This is a genomic window from Erwinia sp. PsM31, assembly GCF_030433775.1.
GTDB classification, from domain to species: Bacteria; Pseudomonadota; Gammaproteobacteria; order Enterobacterales; family Enterobacteriaceae; genus Erwinia; species Erwinia aeris.
Map to the genome: position 1 here is coordinate 255791 of NZ_JARUWZ010000001.1, position 18661 is coordinate 274451.

At 55.5% G+C, this 18661-nt stretch carries 19 protein-coding genes and 2 tRNA genes; 4 read left to right on the plus strand and 17 right to left on the minus strand.

The genetic code is table 11. The annotated features are described in order from the left end of the window. Positions 1 to 15 precede the first annotated feature (15 nt). The 7 genes from QCD69_RS01190 to rlmE all read right to left on the minus strand — a co-directional run bounded on the left by QCD69_RS01190 (position 16) and on the right by rlmE (position 5726). Positions 16 to 92: transfer RNA gene (locus QCD69_RS01190), tRNA-Met, on the minus strand. A gap of 59 nt (positions 93 to 151) precedes the next feature. Further along, a tRNA-Leu gene (locus QCD69_RS01195) sits at positions 152 to 238 on the minus strand. A gap of 48 nt (positions 239 to 286) precedes the next feature. Beyond that, on the minus strand, positions 287 to 616 hold the full coding sequence (secG, locus tag QCD69_RS01200; RefSeq protein ID WP_253457917.1) for a preprotein translocase subunit SecG: 330 nt from the start codon (positions 614 to 616) through the stop codon (positions 287 to 289). A 260-nt stretch (positions 617 to 876) separates the two neighbouring features. Next, positions 877 to 2211, minus strand: a complete 1335-nt coding sequence (gene glmM / locus QCD69_RS01205; RefSeq protein ID WP_301250718.1) for a phosphoglucosamine mutase — start codon at positions 2209 to 2211, stop codon at positions 877 to 879. A gap of 1 nt (position 2212) precedes the next feature. Continuing rightward, a complete protein-coding gene (gene folP, locus QCD69_RS01210; RefSeq protein WP_253457912.1) occupies positions 2213 to 3049 on the minus strand; it encodes a dihydropteroate synthase in 837 nt (278 codons plus the stop codon). A gap of 84 nt (positions 3050 to 3133) precedes the next feature. Beyond that, positions 3134 to 5041 (minus strand): ATP-dependent zinc metalloprotease FtsH, encoded by a 1908-nt coding sequence (gene ftsH / locus QCD69_RS01215; protein ID WP_253457909.1) that lies wholly within the window; start codon positions 5039 to 5041, stop codon positions 3134 to 3136. 55 nt (positions 5042 to 5096) lie between these two features. Beyond that, complete coding sequence (rlmE, locus tag QCD69_RS01220) at positions 5097 to 5726, minus strand: 23S rRNA (uridine(2552)-2'-O)-methyltransferase RlmE (protein ID WP_125287108.1); 630 nt, start codon at positions 5724 to 5726, stop codon at positions 5097 to 5099. A gap of 127 nt (positions 5727 to 5853) precedes the next feature. Between rlmE and yhbY the strand changes: the two genes are divergently transcribed. Further along, complete coding sequence (gene yhbY, locus QCD69_RS01225; protein ID WP_125287107.1) at positions 5854 to 6147, plus strand: ribosome assembly RNA-binding protein YhbY; 294 nt, start codon at positions 5854 to 5856, stop codon at positions 6145 to 6147. A 106-nt stretch (positions 6148 to 6253) separates the two neighbouring features. Here yhbY and greA read toward each other — a convergent pair whose 3' ends face one another. Continuing rightward, the gene (gene greA / locus QCD69_RS01230; protein WP_125287106.1) at positions 6254 to 6730 is read right to left on the minus strand and encodes a transcription elongation factor GreA; all 477 of its coding nucleotides are present in this window, start codon (positions 6728 to 6730) and stop codon (positions 6254 to 6256) included. Between the two features lie 247 nt (positions 6731 to 6977). Here greA and dacB point away from each other — a divergent pair, with 247 nt between their 5' ends. After that, entirely contained in the window at positions 6978 to 8411 is a 1434-nt protein-coding gene (gene dacB, locus QCD69_RS01235) for a serine-type D-Ala-D-Ala carboxypeptidase (protein WP_301250762.1), read from the plus strand. Positions 8412 to 8444: 33 nt separating this feature from the next. On the opposite strand, the gene QCD69_RS01240 is transcribed toward dacB, so the two are convergent. The 5 genes from QCD69_RS01240 to rplU all read right to left on the minus strand — a co-directional run bounded on the left by QCD69_RS01240 (position 8445) and on the right by rplU (position 14185). Beyond that, entirely contained in the window at positions 8445 to 10709 is a 2265-nt protein-coding gene (locus QCD69_RS01240) for a TonB-dependent siderophore receptor (RefSeq protein ID WP_301250719.1), read from the minus strand. A gap of 256 nt (positions 10710 to 10965) precedes the next feature. Continuing rightward, on the minus strand, positions 10966 to 11931 hold the full coding sequence (gene fepB / locus QCD69_RS01245) for a Fe2+-enterobactin ABC transporter substrate-binding protein (protein ID WP_253457903.1): 966 nt from the start codon (positions 11929 to 11931) through the stop codon (positions 10966 to 10968). Positions 11932 to 12140: 209 nt separating this feature from the next. Further along, positions 12141 to 13319, minus strand: coding sequence for an Obg family GTPase CgtA (gene cgtA, locus QCD69_RS01250; RefSeq protein WP_253457900.1), 1179 nt, complete (start codon positions 13317 to 13319; stop codon positions 12141 to 12143). A gap of 281 nt (positions 13320 to 13600) precedes the next feature. Then, complete coding sequence (gene rpmA, locus QCD69_RS01255) at positions 13601 to 13858, minus strand: 50S ribosomal protein L27 (protein WP_012666719.1); 258 nt, start codon at positions 13856 to 13858, stop codon at positions 13601 to 13603. A gap of 15 nt (positions 13859 to 13873) precedes the next feature. Then, the gene (gene rplU, locus QCD69_RS01260) at positions 13874 to 14185 is read right to left on the minus strand and encodes a 50S ribosomal protein L21 (RefSeq protein WP_125287102.1); all 312 of its coding nucleotides are present in this window, start codon (positions 14183 to 14185) and stop codon (positions 13874 to 13876) included. A gap of 254 nt (positions 14186 to 14439) precedes the next feature. Between rplU and ispB the strand changes: the two genes are divergently transcribed. Further along, complete coding sequence (gene ispB / locus QCD69_RS01265) at positions 14440 to 15411, plus strand: octaprenyl diphosphate synthase (protein ID WP_253457897.1); 972 nt, start codon at positions 14440 to 14442, stop codon at positions 15409 to 15411. 295 nt (positions 15412 to 15706) lie between these two features. Beyond that, positions 15707 to 15967 carry a helix-turn-helix domain-containing protein gene (locus tag QCD69_RS01270; RefSeq protein WP_253457894.1) on the plus strand — a complete coding sequence of 87 codons (261 nt, stop codon included), beginning with the start codon at positions 15707 to 15709 and terminating at the stop codon, positions 15965 to 15967. A 52-nt stretch (positions 15968 to 16019) separates the two neighbouring features. Here the strand turns inward: QCD69_RS01270 and murA are convergent, their stop codons facing one another. From murA to mlaC, 4 genes are all read right to left on the minus strand, one after another. Then, entirely contained in the window at positions 16020 to 17282 is a 1263-nt protein-coding gene (gene murA, locus QCD69_RS01275; protein ID WP_253457891.1) for a UDP-N-acetylglucosamine 1-carboxyvinyltransferase, read from the minus strand. Positions 17283 to 17352: 70 nt separating this feature from the next. Then, entirely contained in the window at positions 17353 to 17607 is a 255-nt protein-coding gene (ibaG, locus tag QCD69_RS01280; RefSeq protein ID WP_125287098.1) for a BolA family iron metabolism protein IbaG, read from the minus strand. A 125-nt stretch (positions 17608 to 17732) separates the two neighbouring features. Then, the gene (mlaB, locus tag QCD69_RS01285; protein ID WP_253457888.1) at positions 17733 to 18026 is read right to left on the minus strand and encodes a lipid asymmetry maintenance protein MlaB; all 294 of its coding nucleotides are present in this window, start codon (positions 18024 to 18026) and stop codon (positions 17733 to 17735) included. After that, positions 18026 to 18661 carry a phospholipid-binding protein MlaC gene (gene mlaC / locus QCD69_RS01290; protein ID WP_253457885.1) on the minus strand — a complete coding sequence of 212 codons (636 nt, stop codon included), beginning with the start codon at positions 18659 to 18661 and terminating at the stop codon, positions 18026 to 18028. The genes mlaB and mlaC overlap by 1 nt, the downstream gene beginning before the upstream one ends.

Sequence of the window (18661 nt, forward strand, 5' to 3'; positions counted from 1 at the left end):
AACTCTAAGGGAAAGTGGTTGCGGGGGCCGGATTTGAACCGACGACCTTCGGGTTATGAGCCCGACGAGCTACCAGGCTGCTCCACCCCGCGTCCGAAAACGTGGCAAATACTACGCCGATCTTGCATAAAATGCAAGCAAAACTGAGATTTGGTACCGAGGACGGGACTTGAACCCGTAAGCCCATGCGGGCACTACCACCTCAAGGTAGCGTGTCTACCAATTCCACCACCACGGCACTAAAAGGTTGCGACTTTTTCTTTTCTGTCGCGTCGAAATTTACCGCTTACTGTGGGATATCGCTACCCGGCGCGGCCGGTTTCGCTGGCTGACTCTGCTGCTGTGCAGGCTGAGACAGATTTTCCCACTCGCTTCCTTTCTGCGTTTTGTTGCTGTTCAGGTTGCCCAGGATCAGACTGATTACAAAGAACAGCGTCGCCAGCACTGCGGTCATACGGGTCATAAAGTTGCCAGAACCGTTAGAGCCGAACAGCGTTGCTGAAGAACCTGCACCGAACGATGCGCCCATATCAGCGCCTTTACCTTGCTGCAGCATGATCAGACCTACAAGGCCGATTGCCACAATAAGGAAAACTACCAAAAGAGCTTCGTACATAATCAACCTGTTTCCTTGCGCGTTATCGCGCATTTAAGCTTCAAAACCAGTGAGCAGATAGCGTTGTCGCTACCCATCAGAAGCGGGTGTGAATACTAACCAAAGCGGCCTGATTGCGCAAGGGCAATTTAGCACGGCCACGTCAATTGCAGAAAAAAGCGGCAAAAGCGACGGCAAAGCTGAAAAAAGCGCCAACTATCACACGGCTACGACGCTTTCAGCCGGGCACCCTGTCGTGCCCGGCCCGGTTATTATTTGCCTCAGACAGCCTTGACCGCATCGGCAATGCGGTGTGCCAGCGACGTGACCTGCGCTTCGTCTTCGCCTTCCACCATCACGCGGATCAGCGGCTCGGTGCCCGATTTACGCAGCAGGACGCGACCACGCCCTTTCAGTTCTTTTTCCGCTTCGGCCGTCACCGCTTTCACCTGCGCATCTTCCAGCGGATCCGTTGCGCCGCTAAAGCGCACGTTCACCAGGATCTGCGGCAGCAGCTTCATGCCGCTGCACAGGTCGTGCAGGCTCATATGGTTGCGTACCATGGCAGTGAGTACCTGCAAACCTGCCACAATGCCGTCGCCGGTAGTGGTCTTGTCCAGCAGGATAACGTGACCGGAGTTTTCCGCGCCCAGCCGCCAGCCTTTCTCCTGCAGCTTCTCCAGCACGTAGCGGTCGCCCACTTTCGCCCTGGCGAAAGGAATGCCCAGCTGTTTCAGCGCCAGCTCAAGCCCCATATTGCTCATCAGCGTGCCTACCACGCCGCCGCGCAGCTGGCCCTGGCGCAAGCCTTCGCGAGCCACGATATAGAGGATCTGATCGCCGTCGACCTTTTCACCCAGGTGATCGACCATCATGATACGGTCGCCGTCGCCGTCATAGGCCAGCCCGATATCGGCTTTTTCGGCCACTACGCGAGCCTGCAGCTGGCGAAGATCGGTTGCGCCGCATTCCTTGTTGATGTTCATTCCGTCCGGATTGACGCCAAGGGTAATCACTTCCGCCCCCAGCTCGCGCAGCACGTTTGGCGCAATGTGATAGGTGGCGCCGTTGGCGCAGTCCACCACGATTTTCAGGCCGTTCAGGCTCAGCTCGCTGGGGAAGGTGCCTTTACAGAATTCGATATAGCGGCCTGCGGCATCCACAATACGGCTGGCGCGTCCCAGCTCGGCAGAGTCAACGCAGGTAATGGGCTTTTCCATTTCCGCTTCAATCGCTTCTTCGACCTCATCCGGCAGCTTGGTGCCGTCGATCGAAAAGAATTTGATGCCGTTGTCGTCGAAAGGGTTATGCGACGCGGAAATCACAATACCCGCTTCCGCGCGGAAAGTGCGGGTCAAATAGGCGATAGCGGGTGTCGGCATTGGGCCGGTAAAAGCGGCTGACAAACCTGCCGCCGCCAGGCCTGCTTCCAGCGCGGATTCCAGCATGTAGCCGGAAATACGCGTGTCCTTACCAATAATAATTTTTTTTGAGCCGTTGCGCGCCAGCACTTTGCCTGCCGCCCAGCCCAGCTTCAGAACGAAGTCTGGGGTAATCGGCGTTTCGCCGACCTTGCCACGAATGCCATCTGTACCAAAATATTTACGGTTGCTCATGCTACTTTTCCTTCGCTGACAGTGTCGCCTCGACGACGCGCATCGCCTCAACGGTTTCTTTAACATCGTGAACGCGCAAAATATGCGCGCCCTGCATAGCGGCAATAACCGCGCAGGCCAGGCTGCCCGTCAGCCGCTGCGTCGGCCCGACGTTCAACAGCTGCCCAATCATACTTTTGCGTGACATGCCGACCAGCAGCGGCAGCCCAAAGCGGTGAAAATCGGCCAGGTGCGCTAACAGTTGGTAATTGTGGGAGAGATTCTTACCGAAACCGAATCCCGGATCGAGCAGCAGCTGCGTTTTTTTGATCCCCGCCGCCTCGCAGCGAGCGATCTGCTCCACGAAAAAGGCGTCCACTTCCTGCAACAAATGACGATACTGAGGGGACTGCTGCATCGTTTTAGGATCGCCCTGCATATGCATCAGGCAGACCGGCAGCCCCGTCTCTGCCGCCGCTTCCAGCGCGCCGGGTTTCTGCAGGGAGCGGATATCGTTAATGATATGCGCGCCAGCCTTTGCGGCTTCCCGGATAACCTCCGGGCTGGAGGTATCCACAGAGATCCATACCTCAAAGCGCTGCGAGATAGCTTCCACAACGGGGATAACGCGCGCCAGCTCCTGTTCAACGCTGACCTCATCCGCTCCAGGACGCGTAGATTCGCCGCCGATATCAATGATGGTCGCGCCAGCGTTAATCATGCCGTTAGCGTGCGTCAGGGCCTGCACTAAATCGTTATGCTTGCCGCCGTCCGAAAAAGAGTCCGGCGTCACGTTCAGAATGCCCATAACGTGAGGATGAGTCATATCGAGCACGGAATCTCGGGCGTGAAGCTTCATGGCGGCGGTTCTCCTTCAGTGTGGTGAGATAATCATAAAAAAAAACCCCGGTCATCGCCGGGGTTTGTTGTTGCTCGGTCACGCTTACATGGTGTTACCAGGGTTTGGCGTACGCGGTTCGTCGACCGGACGCGGCGCCTTAGGCGTACCGTTGTCAGAGCTGCTGCTGCCCGGATCTTCCCAACCGGCTGGCGGACGCACTTCGCGGCGAGCCATCAGGTCGTCGATCTGAGGCGCATCAATGGTTTCATACTTCATCAGCGCGTCTTTCATCGCGTGAAGGATGTCCATATTCTCGTTCAGGATACGGCGGGCGCGCTGGTAGTTGCCTTCGATCAGCGCTTTCACTTCCTGATCGATAATGCGTGCCGTTTCATCAGACATATGCTTCGCTTTCGCGACGGAACGTCCCAGGAACACTTCGCCCTCTTCTTCCGCATAAAGCAGCGGACCCAGCTTCTCGGAGAAGCCCCATTGCGTAACCATGTTACGTGCAATGGAGGTCGCTACTTTGATGTCGTTAGACGCGCCGGTAGACACATGCTCTACGCCATAGATGATCTCTTCCGCCAGGCGGCCGCCGTAAAGCGTGGAGATCTGGCTTTCCAGCTTCTGACGGCTGGCGCTGATAGCATCGCCTTCCGGCAGGAAGAAGGTCACGCCCAGCGCACGGCCACGTGGAATAATCGTGACTTTGTGTACCGGATCGTGTTCTGGCACCAGACGGCCGATAATGGCATGGCCCGCTTCGTGATAAGCGGTAGATTCTTTCTGCGCTTCCGTCATCACCATGGAGCGACGTTCCGCACCCATCATGATTTTGTCTTTCGCTTTCTCGAACTCAACCATTGAAACCACGCGCTTGTTGCCGCGGGCGGCAAACAGAGCGGCTTCGTTCACCAGGTTCGCCAGATCGGCACCGGAGAAGCCCGGCGTACCGCGTGCGATAACCAGCGCATCAATGTCGGTAGCCAGCGGCACGCGACGCATATGCACTTTCAGGATCTGCTCACGGCCACGCACGTCTGGCAGACCGACCACAACCTGACGGTCGAAACGGCCCGGACGCAGCAGCGCAGGGTCAAGCACGTCAGGACGGTTAGTTGCCGCGATGACGATAATGCCTTCGTTGCCTTCAAAGCCGTCCATCTCAACCAGCATCTGGTTCAGCGTTTGCTCACGTTCATCGTGACCACCGCCCAGACCCGCGCCGCGCTGACGACCTACCGCATCGATCTCATCGATAAAGATGATGCACGGCGCCGCCTTCTTGGCTTGTTCAAACATATCGCGTACGCGGGATGCGCCCACGCCGACAAACATTTCAACGAAGTCAGAACCGGAGATAGTAAAGAAAGGCACTTTCGCTTCACCCGCGATGGCTTTCGCCAGCAGGGTTTTACCGGTACCCGGAGGACCGACCATCAGCACGCCTTTTGGAATTTTACCGCCCAGCTTCTGGAAACGGCTCGGCTCGCGCAGGTATTCCACCAGCTCGGCGACTTCCTCTTTCGCTTCGTCACAGCCTGCAACGTCCGAAAACGTCGTCTTGATCTGATCTTCCGTCAGCATACGGGCTTTGCTTTTGCCGAAGGACATCGCGCCCTTGCCGCCGCCGCCCTGCATCTGACGCATAAAGAAAATCCACACGCCGATCAATAGCAGCATCGGGAACCATGAAATGAAGATGGAAGCCAGCAGGCTTGGCTCTTCAGGCGGTTCGCCTACCACTTTGACATTTTTGGTCAACAGGTTATCGAGCAACTTAGGATCGTTGACGGGGATGTAGGTGGTGTATTTGTTGCTGTCTTTTTTGACAACGTTGATTTCACGCCCGTTAATACGTGCCTCGCGGACCTGATCCTGGTTCACTTCCGACAGGAAGGTTGAGTAATCAACCCTACGGCCATTTGACTCGCTGGGCCCAAAGCTCTGGAAGACCGACATCAGCACGACTGCGATGACTAGCCAGAGAATCAGGTTTTTCGCCATGTCACTCAAGGGATTAACCTCTTATTACAACTGTGTTAACAGACAGCGTAGGGTACTATAGTTTGCGCCCTGTCGCTACAATGTACACTTCACGTGAACGAGAACGTGAAGCGTCCGGCTTACGAATTTTCACTTTCGTAAACAGGGAGCGAATTTCCCGGAGGTAATCTTCAAAGCCATCTCCCTGAAACACCTTCACTAAAAAACTGCCGCCGGGTGCCAGAACGTCCCGGCACATCTCCAGCGCAAGCTCAACCAGATACATTGACCTTGGAATATCTACCGCCGGCGTTCCCGTCATGTTGGGCGCCATATCGGACATTACTACCTGCACTTTGGTATCGCCAACGCGATCCATAAGCGCTTTCAGCACCAGTTCATCACGAAAATCGCCCTGAAGGAAATCGACGCCGACGATAGGATCCATCGGCAGGATATCACAGGCAATCACGCGACCTTTTGATCCAATTTGCGTCACCACATACTGAGACCATCCGCCTGGCGCCGCACCGAGATCGACAACCGTCATCCCCGGCTTAAACAGCTTGTCACCCTGCTGTATTTCATCAAGTTTAAACCAGGCGCGCGAACGCAGCCCTTTTTTCTGCGCCTGCAGCACATATTTATCGCTAAAGTGTTCCTGTAGCCAGCGGCTGGAACTGGCCGAACGCTTTTTACCAGTCATACAATTTCCAACTATGATTCAACGTATGCGATAAATAAACCGCACAAATCAGCATGCCGATTTGGTGATATACCCGAGATGGCGGTAGAATGACCCGTTTTCAATCCCAATGTAAGTAAAAAATACGATGAATCTGAGTACCAAACAAAAACAGCACCTGAAAGGACTGGCCCATCCGCTGAAGCCTGTCGTGATGTTAGGCAACAACGGTCTGACCGAAGGGGTGCTGGCCGAAATCGAACAGGCACTGGAGCACCATGAGCTCATCAAGGTAAAAATCGCGACGGAAGACCGTGAGACAAAAACCCTGGTGGTAGAGGCTATCGTGCGCGAAACCAAAGCCGCAAACGTGCAGGTTATCGGCAAGACGCTGGTGCTGTACCGTCCGACGAAGGAACGTAAAATCGCTCTTCCTCGCTAAAAGCTAGCCGCAGAAGAAAGTGACACGCTCGTGATGTCAGGAAAAGGCCGCAAAGCGGCCTTTTTCTTTTCTTTACACTATGTCTGAAAAATAGCTTAAGAGTAAATCAGATATACTCTATTTTCAGAATTTCATACTCAACGTCGCCGCCCGGCGTTTTGATGATGGCCACATCATCCACTTCTTTGCCGATCAAACCGCGCGCCATCGGCGAGTTAACAGAAATCAGATTTTGTTTAAAGTCCGCTTCGTCATCGCCCACGATACGGTAGGTCGACTCCTCATCCGTGTCCACGTTCAATACGGTAACGGTAGCACCAAAGATCACGCGACCATTCGCATTCATTTTAGTGACGTCAATCACCTGAGCGTTGGACAGCTTGGCTTCGATTTCCTGAATACGACCTTCACAGAAGCCCTGCTCTTCGCGTGCGGCGTGGTACTCTGCATTTTCTTTCAGGTCGCCATGCTCGCGTGCTTCCGCGATAGAGGCAATAATTCTGGGGCGTTTAACGGTTTTCAGCTCTTCAAGCTCTTCGCGCAGTCTCTCGGCGCCCCTTAGCGTCATCGGAATCTGATTCATCTCAATACCTCGTCAACTGATCCTGTGCAAAATTTTCGTCATCCTGACAGGTAAGTGCAGAAAAAGCGTTCTGCGGCGCTTGCCACTGATTTACAAACGAAAGAAACCTGGCCCGGAGGAAACCCAGGGCCTGGTGGTTTTGCATTTTGATACGTATTTTACCCCAGAGTTCCCTATGGGTCATCGTTTACTTTCCACCATGATGCACCGTAGTATGGCAACATCACCTGCCAGTAAACGCGAGATTATGCGATTTTCACGAATTGTTACCGGCTTAGCTTGCGCATTTATGCTGAATGCCAACGCGGCCACGGTCGAAGACTATATGCAGTATCTGCCCGATGGCGCGAATCTGGCGCTGATTGTGCAAAAAGTCGGCGCGGATACGCCTTCTATTGATTATCACAGCAAGCAGATGGCGCTGCCCGCCAGTACGATGAAAGTCATTACCGCGCTGGCCGCCCTGCTCCAGCTTGGGCCGGAATACCGTTTTCATACGCAGCTGGAAAGTAAAGGCTCCATCAGCAACGGGACGCTAAAAGGCGACCTTGTGGCGCGATTCGGCGGCGATCCGACGTTAACGCGTCAGGATCTGCGCAATATGGTTGCCGTCTTAAAAAAGCAGGGCGTCGACCATATTCAGGGTAACCTGGTGATCGACACCTCGGTGTTCGCCAGCCATGATAAAGCGCCGGGCTGGCCGTGGAACGATATGACGCAGTGCTTCAGCGCGCCGCCCGCAGCCGCTATCGTGGATCGTAACTGTTTCTCCGTTTCGCTCTACAGCGCGCAGACGCCGGGCGAAAAAGCCTTTATTCGCGTGGCTTCGTTCTATCCGGTCAATATGTTCAGCCAGGTACGCACGCTGGCGCGCGGTTCGTCGGAAGCGCAATATTGTGAGCTGGACGTGGTGCCTGGCGAGCTGAACCGCTTTACGCTGACCGGCTGCATGAGCCAGCGCGCTGAACCTCTGCCGCTGGCCTTTGCTATTCAGGATGGTGCCAGCTACGCCGGTGCGATCCTGAAAGGAGAACTGCAACAGGCCGGTATCGACTATTCCGGGCATCTGGTGCGGCAGACGCTGGCGACGCCGCCGGCCACCGTACTGGCTGAGACGCAGTCCGCGCCGCTGCACGATCTGCTGAAGATTATGCTGAAGAAGTCGGACAACATGATTGCCGATACGGTGTTCCGCACCATTGGTCATGAGCGTTTTGGCGTTCCCGGCACGTGGCGAGCCGGTTCTGATGCTATCCGTCAGATCCTGCGGCAAAAAGCCAATATCGATATGGGCAACAGCATTCAGGTGGATGGTTCCGGCCTGTCACGTCACGACCTGATTTCGCCCGATACCATGATGCAGGTGCTGCAATACATTGCGCAAAACGATCAGCAGCTGAACTATATTTCTATGCTGCCGCTGGCAGGCTACGACGGTACGCTGCGCTATCGCGGCGGCCTGCATGAGGCGGGCGTGGACGGCAAAGTCTCGGCGAAAACGGGATCGTTACAGGGCGTGTATAACCTGGCGGGCTTTATTACCACCGCCAGCGGTAAGCGGGTCGCCTTTGTGCAATATCTTTCGGGCTATGCGGTGCCGCCGCAGAATTTCAAGCAGCGTCGCATTCCGCTGGTTCGCTTTGAAAGCCGCCTTTATAAAGATATTTATCAGAATTACTAAGATTAAGGGCGGGATTATCTCCCGCCCTTTTTATCAAAAATGTGTATTCAGACTCATATAATAAGTCCTGCCTGACTCGTTAAAGGTATTGGCGCCTGCGCCATACATATAGGCGCCGGTCGTCGAATTACCCGTGGTTTGCGCATTGCCCTCGCGGAAATGACGCTTATCGAACAGGTTATCGATACCGACGGTCACGCTGGCGTACTTATTCACATCATAGGTGCCGCTAAGTCCCAAAATGGAATACGGGCTGACCGTGGATTTTTCTGTTCCGCTTACCGCTTCTCCCTTGTAGTTATACTTCTTCGGCGTCTGCCGACCGTACCAGGTAAAGGTGGTTTGCAGCGACAGATCCTGCGTCGCCTGCCAGGAGAGCGTCGAATTCAGCGTATATTCCGGGATAACAGACAGGCGATCGCCCGTGGTTTTGTTTTTGCTTTGCAGCATATAGGTCAGGTTATTGTTCCAGCTGATGGCTTCCGTCACCGGCAGGTTCACCGTTCCTTCCAGCCCTTCCACCACGGCTTTTGGCACGTTTTCCCATTTGTAAATGTCGGTGCTGCCGGTAGAGCGTGTCGGCACGTAACCCGATTCGATCTTGTCGCGGTAGTCGTTGCGGAACCAGGTCAAACCGGCCTGATAGCCCTCATGCTTATACTCCACGCCCACTTCTTTATTGATGCTGGTTTCGGCTTTAAGGTCGTCGTTACCCATCAGGTAGCAGGCGCCGGCGCTGTCGGCACAGCCCTGACCACGGCTGTAAAGCACGTAGTTCGGGTTGGTTTGGTAGAGGCTCGGCGCTTTATAGGCTCTGGCGATCCCCAGCTTCAGCGTAAAGTCGTCCGCCAGGATCTGCGAAAGATTCAGCGACGGGCTCCAGTTATTGCCGACGATGCTGTGATGATCGAAGCGCAGCCCCGGCACCAGCGTGGTGCTGTCGGTCAGTTCCATATTGTCTTCCGCAAACAGCGAGAAGATTTCTGCCGAGGAGTAAGGGCTGCGGTTGCTGCTGCTGATGCCGTCGATAGCGCCGCCAGAGAGCGCCTGAGTATTAGAGGCGCCATCCTTCATATGCTGCTGGTTCCATTCGGCGCCAAACGTCGCGGTCTGGTTAACCAGAAACTCAAAGGGCACGCTGACTTCGCTGTGCAGCAGCACGTCGTTGAGCTCGATAGTGGAGAACCCGCTGTCTGAGAAGATCCCTTCCGTACCGCCTGCCAGTCCTTCGTTCATCCGCGAGTTGCGCGTATTCTCATACTGAGCATAGCTGCGCGTGCTGACGCCATTATCCCAGACGCCGGTCCAGGTGACCGCATAGTCCTGACGATAAAGGCGGTTGGTTTCGTCGCCGTATTTGCTCTGCACCAGCGCGCTGGTATTGGTGTTTTGGGTATCGCCTGCATAGAGATTACCCTGACGGCTGTAGCCCGCGCTGAACTCCAGGTTCTGATTGGTCGCAAACTCCCAGCGCAGCTTACCGTGTATATCTTTATTCACCACGCCTTCGCGTCCCGCCGGAACGGTATCGGCATAGGTGCCGGTGCGCAGCGACTGATGACCTTCGTTAATAAACTGCGCGTCCGCCTGGGTCTTGCTCAGGTTGCCCCACAGCGAGAAGCTGACATCATCGCCCATCGGGCCGCTCAAAGAGAAGTTAGAGCGTTTGGTGGAGCCTTCGGATTTATGCTCCGGCATATTCAGGTAGGTGTTCCAGCTGCCGTGCCACTCGTTGCCGGTCTGTTTGGTGATGATATTCACCACGCCGCCCGCCGCGCCGTTGCCATAGCGTGCCGCCGCCGGGCCGCGGATCACTTCGATATGGTCAACCATTTCCGGCGGCACCCAGTTGGTATCGCCACGCGTGTCGCGTTCGCCGCGCCAGCCCAGACGTACCGAGTTGCGGCTGGCGACCGGCATTCCGTCGATCAGGATCAGCGTATTTTCTGGCCCCATACCGCGAATGTCGATCTGACGATTATTGCCGCGCTGGCCGCTGGTGGAGTTGCCGGTAAGGTTAACGCCCGGCATGGTACGGATGATTTCAGAAAGATCGCGTGAAGGCGGACGTTTTTTGATTTCGTCGGCGGTGATGGTGGATACGCCCGGCGCCTGCAAGTTCTGCTGCTCCGCCGTGACCATCAGGGTGCCGCCTTCCGCATCGACATGTTCGCCGGAGGCCGCCGCCGCGGGCGCCCCTGCTTCAGCGTTAGTTTGGGTGCTATCGTCCGCCGTTGCGCCTGCCATTGCGCCCAGGCCAAGCAAAATTGCCAGTGAGAGTCTTGATAATGTGTTCAACGTTCTCATTCCCTGTAGATCCGCCTCCGCCAGTCTCTACAGAGGCAAGTAGATAAATAAACAGGCGTTGCTGTCCGCCCACGCCTGGTTTGCGGTACGCACGGGCGTCTCTGACCAGGCGGCCATACATTATTTCAAATGCAAACAATTATCAATTCGATTGTTTGTCGTATTCTTATTAGCGTGATGATTTTGTGAGCAGGCAGGAAAACGCAGCGGAGAGCGGATGCCTTCGCGGACGCGAAGGCATGAAAAACTATTTGCCGGAAAACAGCTGTTCCAGGCGGGTCAGGACATTGTTGGCGCTGTAGTAGTCCAGCCGGAAGCTGTCTTCGCCCAGCGCATAAACCTGCTTGTTTTTTACCGCCGGGGAGTTGGCGACCAGCGGCTCGGCCAGCAGCGCCGCCTGCTCTTTATCACCTGCGGCAAACATCAGCACGGACCGCCCCGTCAGGCCGGTGACCAGATTTTCTCCGCTTATGGGAATAATATCCCGACGCTTAAGGCGCTGGCTGGCCTGACGTACCACGGCCGTCGGCTCAGCCAGGGTAAAGCCCAGCGATCCCAGTAGTTTTCCCTGGGCAGATTCCGGCGTCCAGAGATTGACCAGATGGATATGAGGATTATAAACCAGCGCGGAAACGGGCTGCGGCGGCAGTTGCAGCTTCGCTTTGACCTCTTTCTCCCGCTGCGCGTAGCGTTGAATCGATGCCTCCGCCTCGGTTTCTTTACCTGTGGCCTGCGCCAGCACGCGCTCTACTTCCTGCCAGCTTTTATCGTCGTAGTTAACGACCAGCGTCGGCGCCAGCGCGGCCAGACGATCGTAAAACGGCAGCGCGGAGTCGTTTCCCGTCGCGCTGACGATAATCAGATCCGGATTTTCTGCGGCAATCGCTTCAAGGTTAGGTTCGCCGCTGTAAAGGCGCTTAACGCCCTTCGCCGCCGCCACGTTCCCCCACTGACGGAAAAATCCCTGGCCGTCGGCGATACGATGGCCTGGCATGGTGGCACCGCTGGCGATAACCGGCGCGTCTATCGCCAGCAGCGAGCCGGTCAGCGTCACGCTGGTAGAGACAATCCGTTCAGGCTGCTTCTTTAGCACCATTTCGCCCTTAACGCTGGTGATATGCCGTGGCCAGCCTTCTTCGGCACGCGCTGCACCGCTCGACAGCAGCGAGAGAGCAAAAATTATCAGGGGAAACATTTGGATGGGAGTGCGCATGGATCAACTCATTCAGACGGGGCAAAGCGCGGGGCTTCGCGAAGGATCGGATAGAGCAGATGATAATGATTATCTTTATTAGCGGGAAGAAATAATTACTGCTGCGAAGGTCAACGCTCATGAAGCTGGGTTCCTGCTCAGTGAGGCTGCCATCGGTACTCCGTGCGGTTCCCATAACAGAAAGGGCGCCGATTGGCGCCCTTCAGGGATTAACGCTGGTAGATGATTTCGACGCCTTCGTCGTCTTCGTCATCCCAGTCGTCATCCCAGTCATCGTCTTCTTCCACCGCCGTTTCAGCTTCTTCCAGCTGCTGGCGATGATAGTCGTCCCACATGAACTCCACTTTTTCCGGCTGCTTCTCTTCCACTTCCGCCTCTTTTGGATTGGCGTTCAGGAAGGACATCACGTCCCAGCAAAGCGGCGTTACGCCAACGCGGTTGGCGGCAGAAATCAGATAGTATTTATCCGTCCAGCCCAGCGCATCGGCAATGGCTTTCGCACGGGATTCCGCTTCTTCCTGATCCAGCAGGTCGACCTTGTTGAAAACCAGCCAGCGAGGCTTATTAAAAAGCTTCTCGCTGTATTTTTCCAGCTCGCCCAGAATGATGCGGGCGTTTTCTACCGGATCGGTTTCATCAATTGGCGCCAGGTCGATGGTGTGCAGCAGCACGCGGCAGCGCTCAAGGTGCTTAAGGAAACGAATACCCAGACCTGCGCCGTCAGAAGCGCCTTCAATCAGGCCCGGAATGTCGGCGATCACAAAGCTTTGCTCGCTGTCCATACGCACCACGCCCAGGCTAGGTACCAGGGTGGTAAACGGATAGTCGGCTACTTTAGGCTTCGCGGCGGAAACGGCGCGGATAAAGGTGGATTTACCCGCGTTCGGCAGGCCCAGCATTCCGACGTCGGCCAGCAGCATCAGCTCCAGCTGCAGATCGCGCTTCTCGCCCGGCGTTCCCATCGTTTTCTGACGAGGCGTACGGTTAACGGAAGATTTAAAGCGGGTGTTCCCCAGGCCGTGCCAGCCGCCTTTCGCGACCATTTGCAGCTGACCGTGCTTCATCATATCGCCCAGCGTTTCGCCAGTGCCCTGATCGATGATACGGGTGCCGACCGGCACTTTAATAATAATGTCTTTACCGCGTTTACCGGTGCAGTCACGGCTCTGGCCGTTCTGCCCGCGCTCGGCACGGAAAGATTTTTCAAAGCGATAATCGATAAGGGTGTTCAGGTTCTCGTCGGCCTGCATATAGACGTCGCCGCCATCACCACCATCGCCGCCGTCCGGGCCGCCTCTGGGAATATATTTCTCACGACGGAAACTGACGCAGCCATTGCCGCCATCACCCGCAGCAACGAGGATCGTCGCTTCATCAACAAACTTCATGTTACTTCTCCGTAAATCATTTGCCCGCTGCTGGCAGGATGATCCGTCGTGGCTCGCAGGCCTTATGACGGCTGTCCGGGGGCGCAGCCCTCGCGTCATTTCCAGACAGGGGATCCGCCTTAAGACATCATGCAGCTGAATACAAAGTGTACAGCAAAGGGTTTTACTGGCAACCTGATTGGCGCGCCAGATGCAGAATGTAAAAAGCCCCGCAATCATAGCGGGGCTTTTTGATTCGCTGCTGAAAGCGGTATCAGGTACCGCCTTCAGGCACGAAAACCTTACTCAGCAACGATGCTGATGTATTTACGGTTGTTCGGGCCTTTCACTTCAAACAGGACCTTGCCGTTTGCCGTAGCAAACAGGGTGTGGTCACGGCCGCAGCCTACGTTGGTGCCCGCGTGGAATTTGGTGCCACGCTGACGAACGATGATGCTACCTGCCAGAACGCTTTCGCCACCGAAACGCTTAACGCCCAGGCGTTTTGCGTTGGAATCGCGGCCATTTCGAGTGGAACCGCCAGCCTTTTTATGTGCCATTTGTCAGATCTCCTCTTAGGCGCTGATGCCAGTGATCTTCACATCAGTGAACCACTGACGGTGACCCTGCTGCTTACGGTAGTGTTTACGACGACGAAACTTAACAATCTTAATTTTGTCGCCACGACCGTGAGCAATAATTTCTGCTTTGATCACGCCGCCTGAAACTAAAGGTGCGCCGATCGTTACTTCTTCGCCGTTGGCAATCATCAGAACCTGGTCGAATTCAATCGTTTCGCCGGTTGCGATGTCCAGCTTTTCCAGGCGAACGGTCTGACCTTCGCTCACTCGGTGTTGTTTACCACCACTTTGGAAAACCGCGTACATATAAACTCCGCTCTCGCGCTTGCCGTCTTGAGTTCAGGCTGCGCTATAAATATTCACAATAGGGCGCGAATTCTACGCAACTTCGCACGCGATGACAAGTGCCAGGTAGCGGGTATTGCAGAAAAAAAACGCAAAGCACAGCCAAATGTTTCACAGTCGCCATTTTCAAGTACAATCTGTTATACATTACATGCCGCAGGCACGGGTAAAGACGCTTATCATAGCCGCAAAGTGGGCAATAGCTGAAAAGACTGATGAACTTAGAACAGATAAACGAACTCACCGCGCAGGACATGGCGGACGTCAATGCAACCATACTCGAGCAGTTGAATTCTGAGGTTTCCCTCATCAATCAGCTGGGTTACTACATCATCAGCGGTGGAGGCAAACGCATCCGCCCAACGATCGCCGTTTTGGCCGCGCGCGCGCTGAATTACTCCGGTAAACAACATGTTACCGTAGCAGCCCTGATAGAATTCATTCACACTGCCACCCTTCTGCACGATGACGTGGTGGACGAATCGGATATGCGCCGCGGCAAAGCCACCGCCAACGCTGCTTTCGGCAATGCGGCCAGCGTGCTGGTCGGCGATTTTATCTACACGCGTGCTTTTCAGATGATGACCAGCATTGGTTCGCTGCGCGTGCTGGAGCTGATGTCGGAAGCGGTTAACGTGATAGCGGAAGGCGAAGTGCTGCAGCTGATGAACTGTAACGATCCCGATATTACCGAAGAGAGCTATATGCGGGTGATCTACAGTAAAACTGCTCGCCTGTTTGAAGCCGCCGCCCAATCTTCCGCTATCCTGGCCGAGGCCACGCCGGAGCAGGAAAAGGCGTTGCAGGATTATGGCCGCTATATCGGCACCGCTTTCCAGCTTATCGACGATCTTCTTGATTACAGCGCCGACGGTAAAACGCTGGGTAAAAACGTTGGTGACGACCTTAGCGAAGGCAAACCAACCTTACCGCTGCTGCACGCCATGCGTAACGGCACGCCGGAGCAGGCAGCGATGATCCGCAGCGCGATTGAGCAAGGTAACGGTCGCCATCTGCTGGAACCCGTACTGGAAACCATGCAACAGTGCGGCTCGCTGGCCTGGACACGGGAATCGGCAGAACGCGAAGCAGACAAGGCCATCGCCTGTCTGAATGCCCTACCGGAATCGCCGTGGCGCAGCGCGCTGGAAGCGCTGGCGCATATGTCGGTGCAGCGCGAATTTTAATCCCTGAGCGCGGTCAGCCGCGCTTTTTCCCTTCTGTACAACGCCTCCTGGATCCCTTTTTGTAATGTAATGCATCACGCTGTTACGTAACTTTTGCGCATTACGCCTCAAAAACAAAACGCTGCTTAAATTTTATTGGAAATATCTTAGCGATTATTGTTATAAATCTGACTGCGATATTTAAAGGCTAACGCCTTAAATATTCACATCATGTTCGCAATCCCTGCCGTAGAGACGGCAATGTTGCGTCCTGATGTTTCCAGAAATAGCGATGCGTCCATGGAGGAAAAAGCAGATGCTAGAGAAGAAAGCGGACTGGCATAACGCGGATATTATTGCAGGTCTGAAAAAGAAAGGCACCACGCTGGCCGAGGTATCACGAGAGGCCGGATTAAGCTCGTCCACGCTTGCTAACGCGCTGTTCAGGCCGTGGCCTAAAGGCGAATGGATTATCGCCAATGCCCTGAACATCCATCCGGCCGAGATCTGGCCCAGCCGCTATTACGATCCTGTCACCCATGCCCTGCTCGACCGTAAAAAGCTTATTCGCTCATAAAGAAAAGGCGGTAGATTTCTACCGCCCCGTTGCCAGTCAGCTTCAAACGGCGTTATTCGTCGCCGCTTACGCGCTCGATATTAGCGCCTAATGCTTTCAGCTTGTCTTCGATGTGCTCATAACCGCGATCGATATGGTAAATACGATCCACAATCGTGGTGCCTTCCGCGATGCAGCCAGCCAGCACCAGGCTTGCGGAAGCGCGCAGATCGGTGGCCATGACCTGAGCGCCGGACAGTTTCTCCACGCCGTGGCAGATCGCCGTATTGCTTTCAATTTCCGCATGCGCGCCCATACGGATCAGCTCCGGTATGTGCATAAAGCGGTTTTCGAAGATGGTTTCGGTGATCACGCCCGTGCCTTCCGCCACCAGATTCAGCAGGCTGAACTGCGCCTGCATATCGGTTGGGAAGCCAGGATGCGGCGCGGTGCGGAAGTTGACCGCTTTTGGCCGCTTGCCGTGCATATCCAGACTGATCCAGTCCTCGCCGGTTTCGATATCTGCTCCCGCTTCACGCAGCTTGGCCAGCACCGCGTCCAGCGTAGCCGGCTGCGTGTCGCGGCAGACAACTTTACCGCCGGAAATCGCGGCGGCGATCAGGAAGGTGCCGGTTTCAATACGATCCGGCAATACGCGATAAACGCCGCCGCCCAGGCGCTCAACGCCTTCGATAGTAATGCGATCGCTGCCGGCACCGGTGATTTTCGCGCCCAGCGTATTCAGGAAGTTCGCCGTATCGACGATTTCCGGCTCGCGGGCGGCGTTTTCAATCACGGTGGTGCCGGTAGCCAGCGTGGCGGCGCTCATGATGGTGACGGTTGCGCCTACGCTGACCTTATCCATCACGATGTGCGCGCCTTTCAGACGGCCGTCGACGGACGCTTTAACATAGCCTTCTTCCAGCTTGATCTCGGCACCCAGCTGCTCAAGGCCGGTAATGTGCAGATCGACAGGACGTGCGCCGATAGCGCAGCCGCCAGGCAGAGAAACCTGCCCCTGACCGAAACGCGCCACCAGTGGGCCAAGCGCCCAAATCGAAGCGCGCATGGTCTTTACCAAATCGTAAGGCGCGCAAAAAATATTGACGTTACTGGCATCCAGGTGCACCGAGCCGTTGCGCTCCGCTTTTACGCCCAGCTGGCTCAACAGCTTCATGGTAGTATCGATGTCCTTAAGCTTCGGGACATTCTGAATTTCTACGGGATCGGACGCCAGCAGAGCAGCGAAAAGAATCGGCAGCGCAGCGTTTTTAGCACCGGAAATGGTCACTTCCCCGCTTAAACGGGTCGGGCCCTGCACACGAAATTTATCCATTAAACCTGCTCTCAATTAATCAGCAATAGAGTACGGCCGCTTCACCGCCCGAAGCGATGAAAACGGCGACTTAAAAACCGTTCAGCTTACGGTCACGTGCCCATTCTTCCGGCGTATAGGTTTTGATGGACAGCGCGTGAATACGGTTGTCGGCAAGATAGGCCGCCAGCGGCGCGTAAATCGCCTGCTGCTTTTTCACGCGGCTCAGTTCACCAAACATCTCGCCTACGGCGATCACCTGAAAGTGGCTGCCGTCGCCGGTTACAATGGCTTCCTGCAGCGGCAGCGCGGCCATCAGCACGGATTGGATTTCACTAGTTTCCATGGGATTTTCTAAATTCGGTTGAGGATAAACAGGCCTACATAGTAGTGGAAAGCGGAGCTATCTTAAACAGGCAAAAAAGCCTCCGCGTGTGCAGAGGCTTTTTCATCAGGAACGGGCGCGGGCCGTCAGCGTTCGGCGGTAATAAACTGCTGCAGATTATACAGCGCGATCAGCGAACGCAGTTTGTCGGTAATACCGGTAAATCCCGGCGCTTTCCCCTGCCCCAGCGCGATCTGACGCAGGTGCACCAGCAGCGCCAGCCCGGCTGAATCGACTCTGTCCAGCGCGGAGACATCAATGGTATCAATCTGTTTCATGACCGTTTCGCGCTGCTGCCACAGTGCGGCCAGCGTTTCCCGCTCCAGCTCGCCCGCCAGATGCAGGCGGTTGCCCTCGATGCGCCAGTTAAGCTGATCCATTACTGCTGCTTGTCCAGCGTAATCGGCTGGCTGGCCGCGTTTTTCAGTACGTCAGTCAGGCCGTCGACGCCTTTCTGACGCAGAATGCCCGCCCACTCGTTCTGCTTGGTGGAGATCATGCTGACGCCTTCCGCGATCATATCGTAGGCCTGCCAGTCGCCGGTGCGGCTGTTCTTACGCCACTGGAAGTCCAGGCGAACCGGCGGGCGGCCGTTAGGATCGATGATGGAGACGCGGATGGCAATAATATTGGCATCGCCATAGGGCTGCTCAGGTGCGATCTGGTAAGTCTGACCGTGGTAGAGCGCCAGCGCCTGGCCGTAAGCCTGCGCCAGGTAGTCGCTAAAGGCTTTGAAATAGGCTTCGCGCTGGGCAGGCGTCGCTTCTTTGTAGTAACGTCCCAGCACTAACGCGCCGGCATATTTAATCTGCACATAGGGCAGCAGCTCTTCACGCACGATTTGGCGCAGGTAGTTGGGATCCTGCTTGATTTTAGGCTGCTCGTTTTTAAGACGGGTAAAGGTTTTCTCCGCCGCCTCGTTCATCAGCTTGTAAGGGTTGGTCTGGTCGGCGGCAGCGTTAGCCGCGACCGGGGCGATGATTAACATGGCCACCATCAGGAAACGTTTAAACAT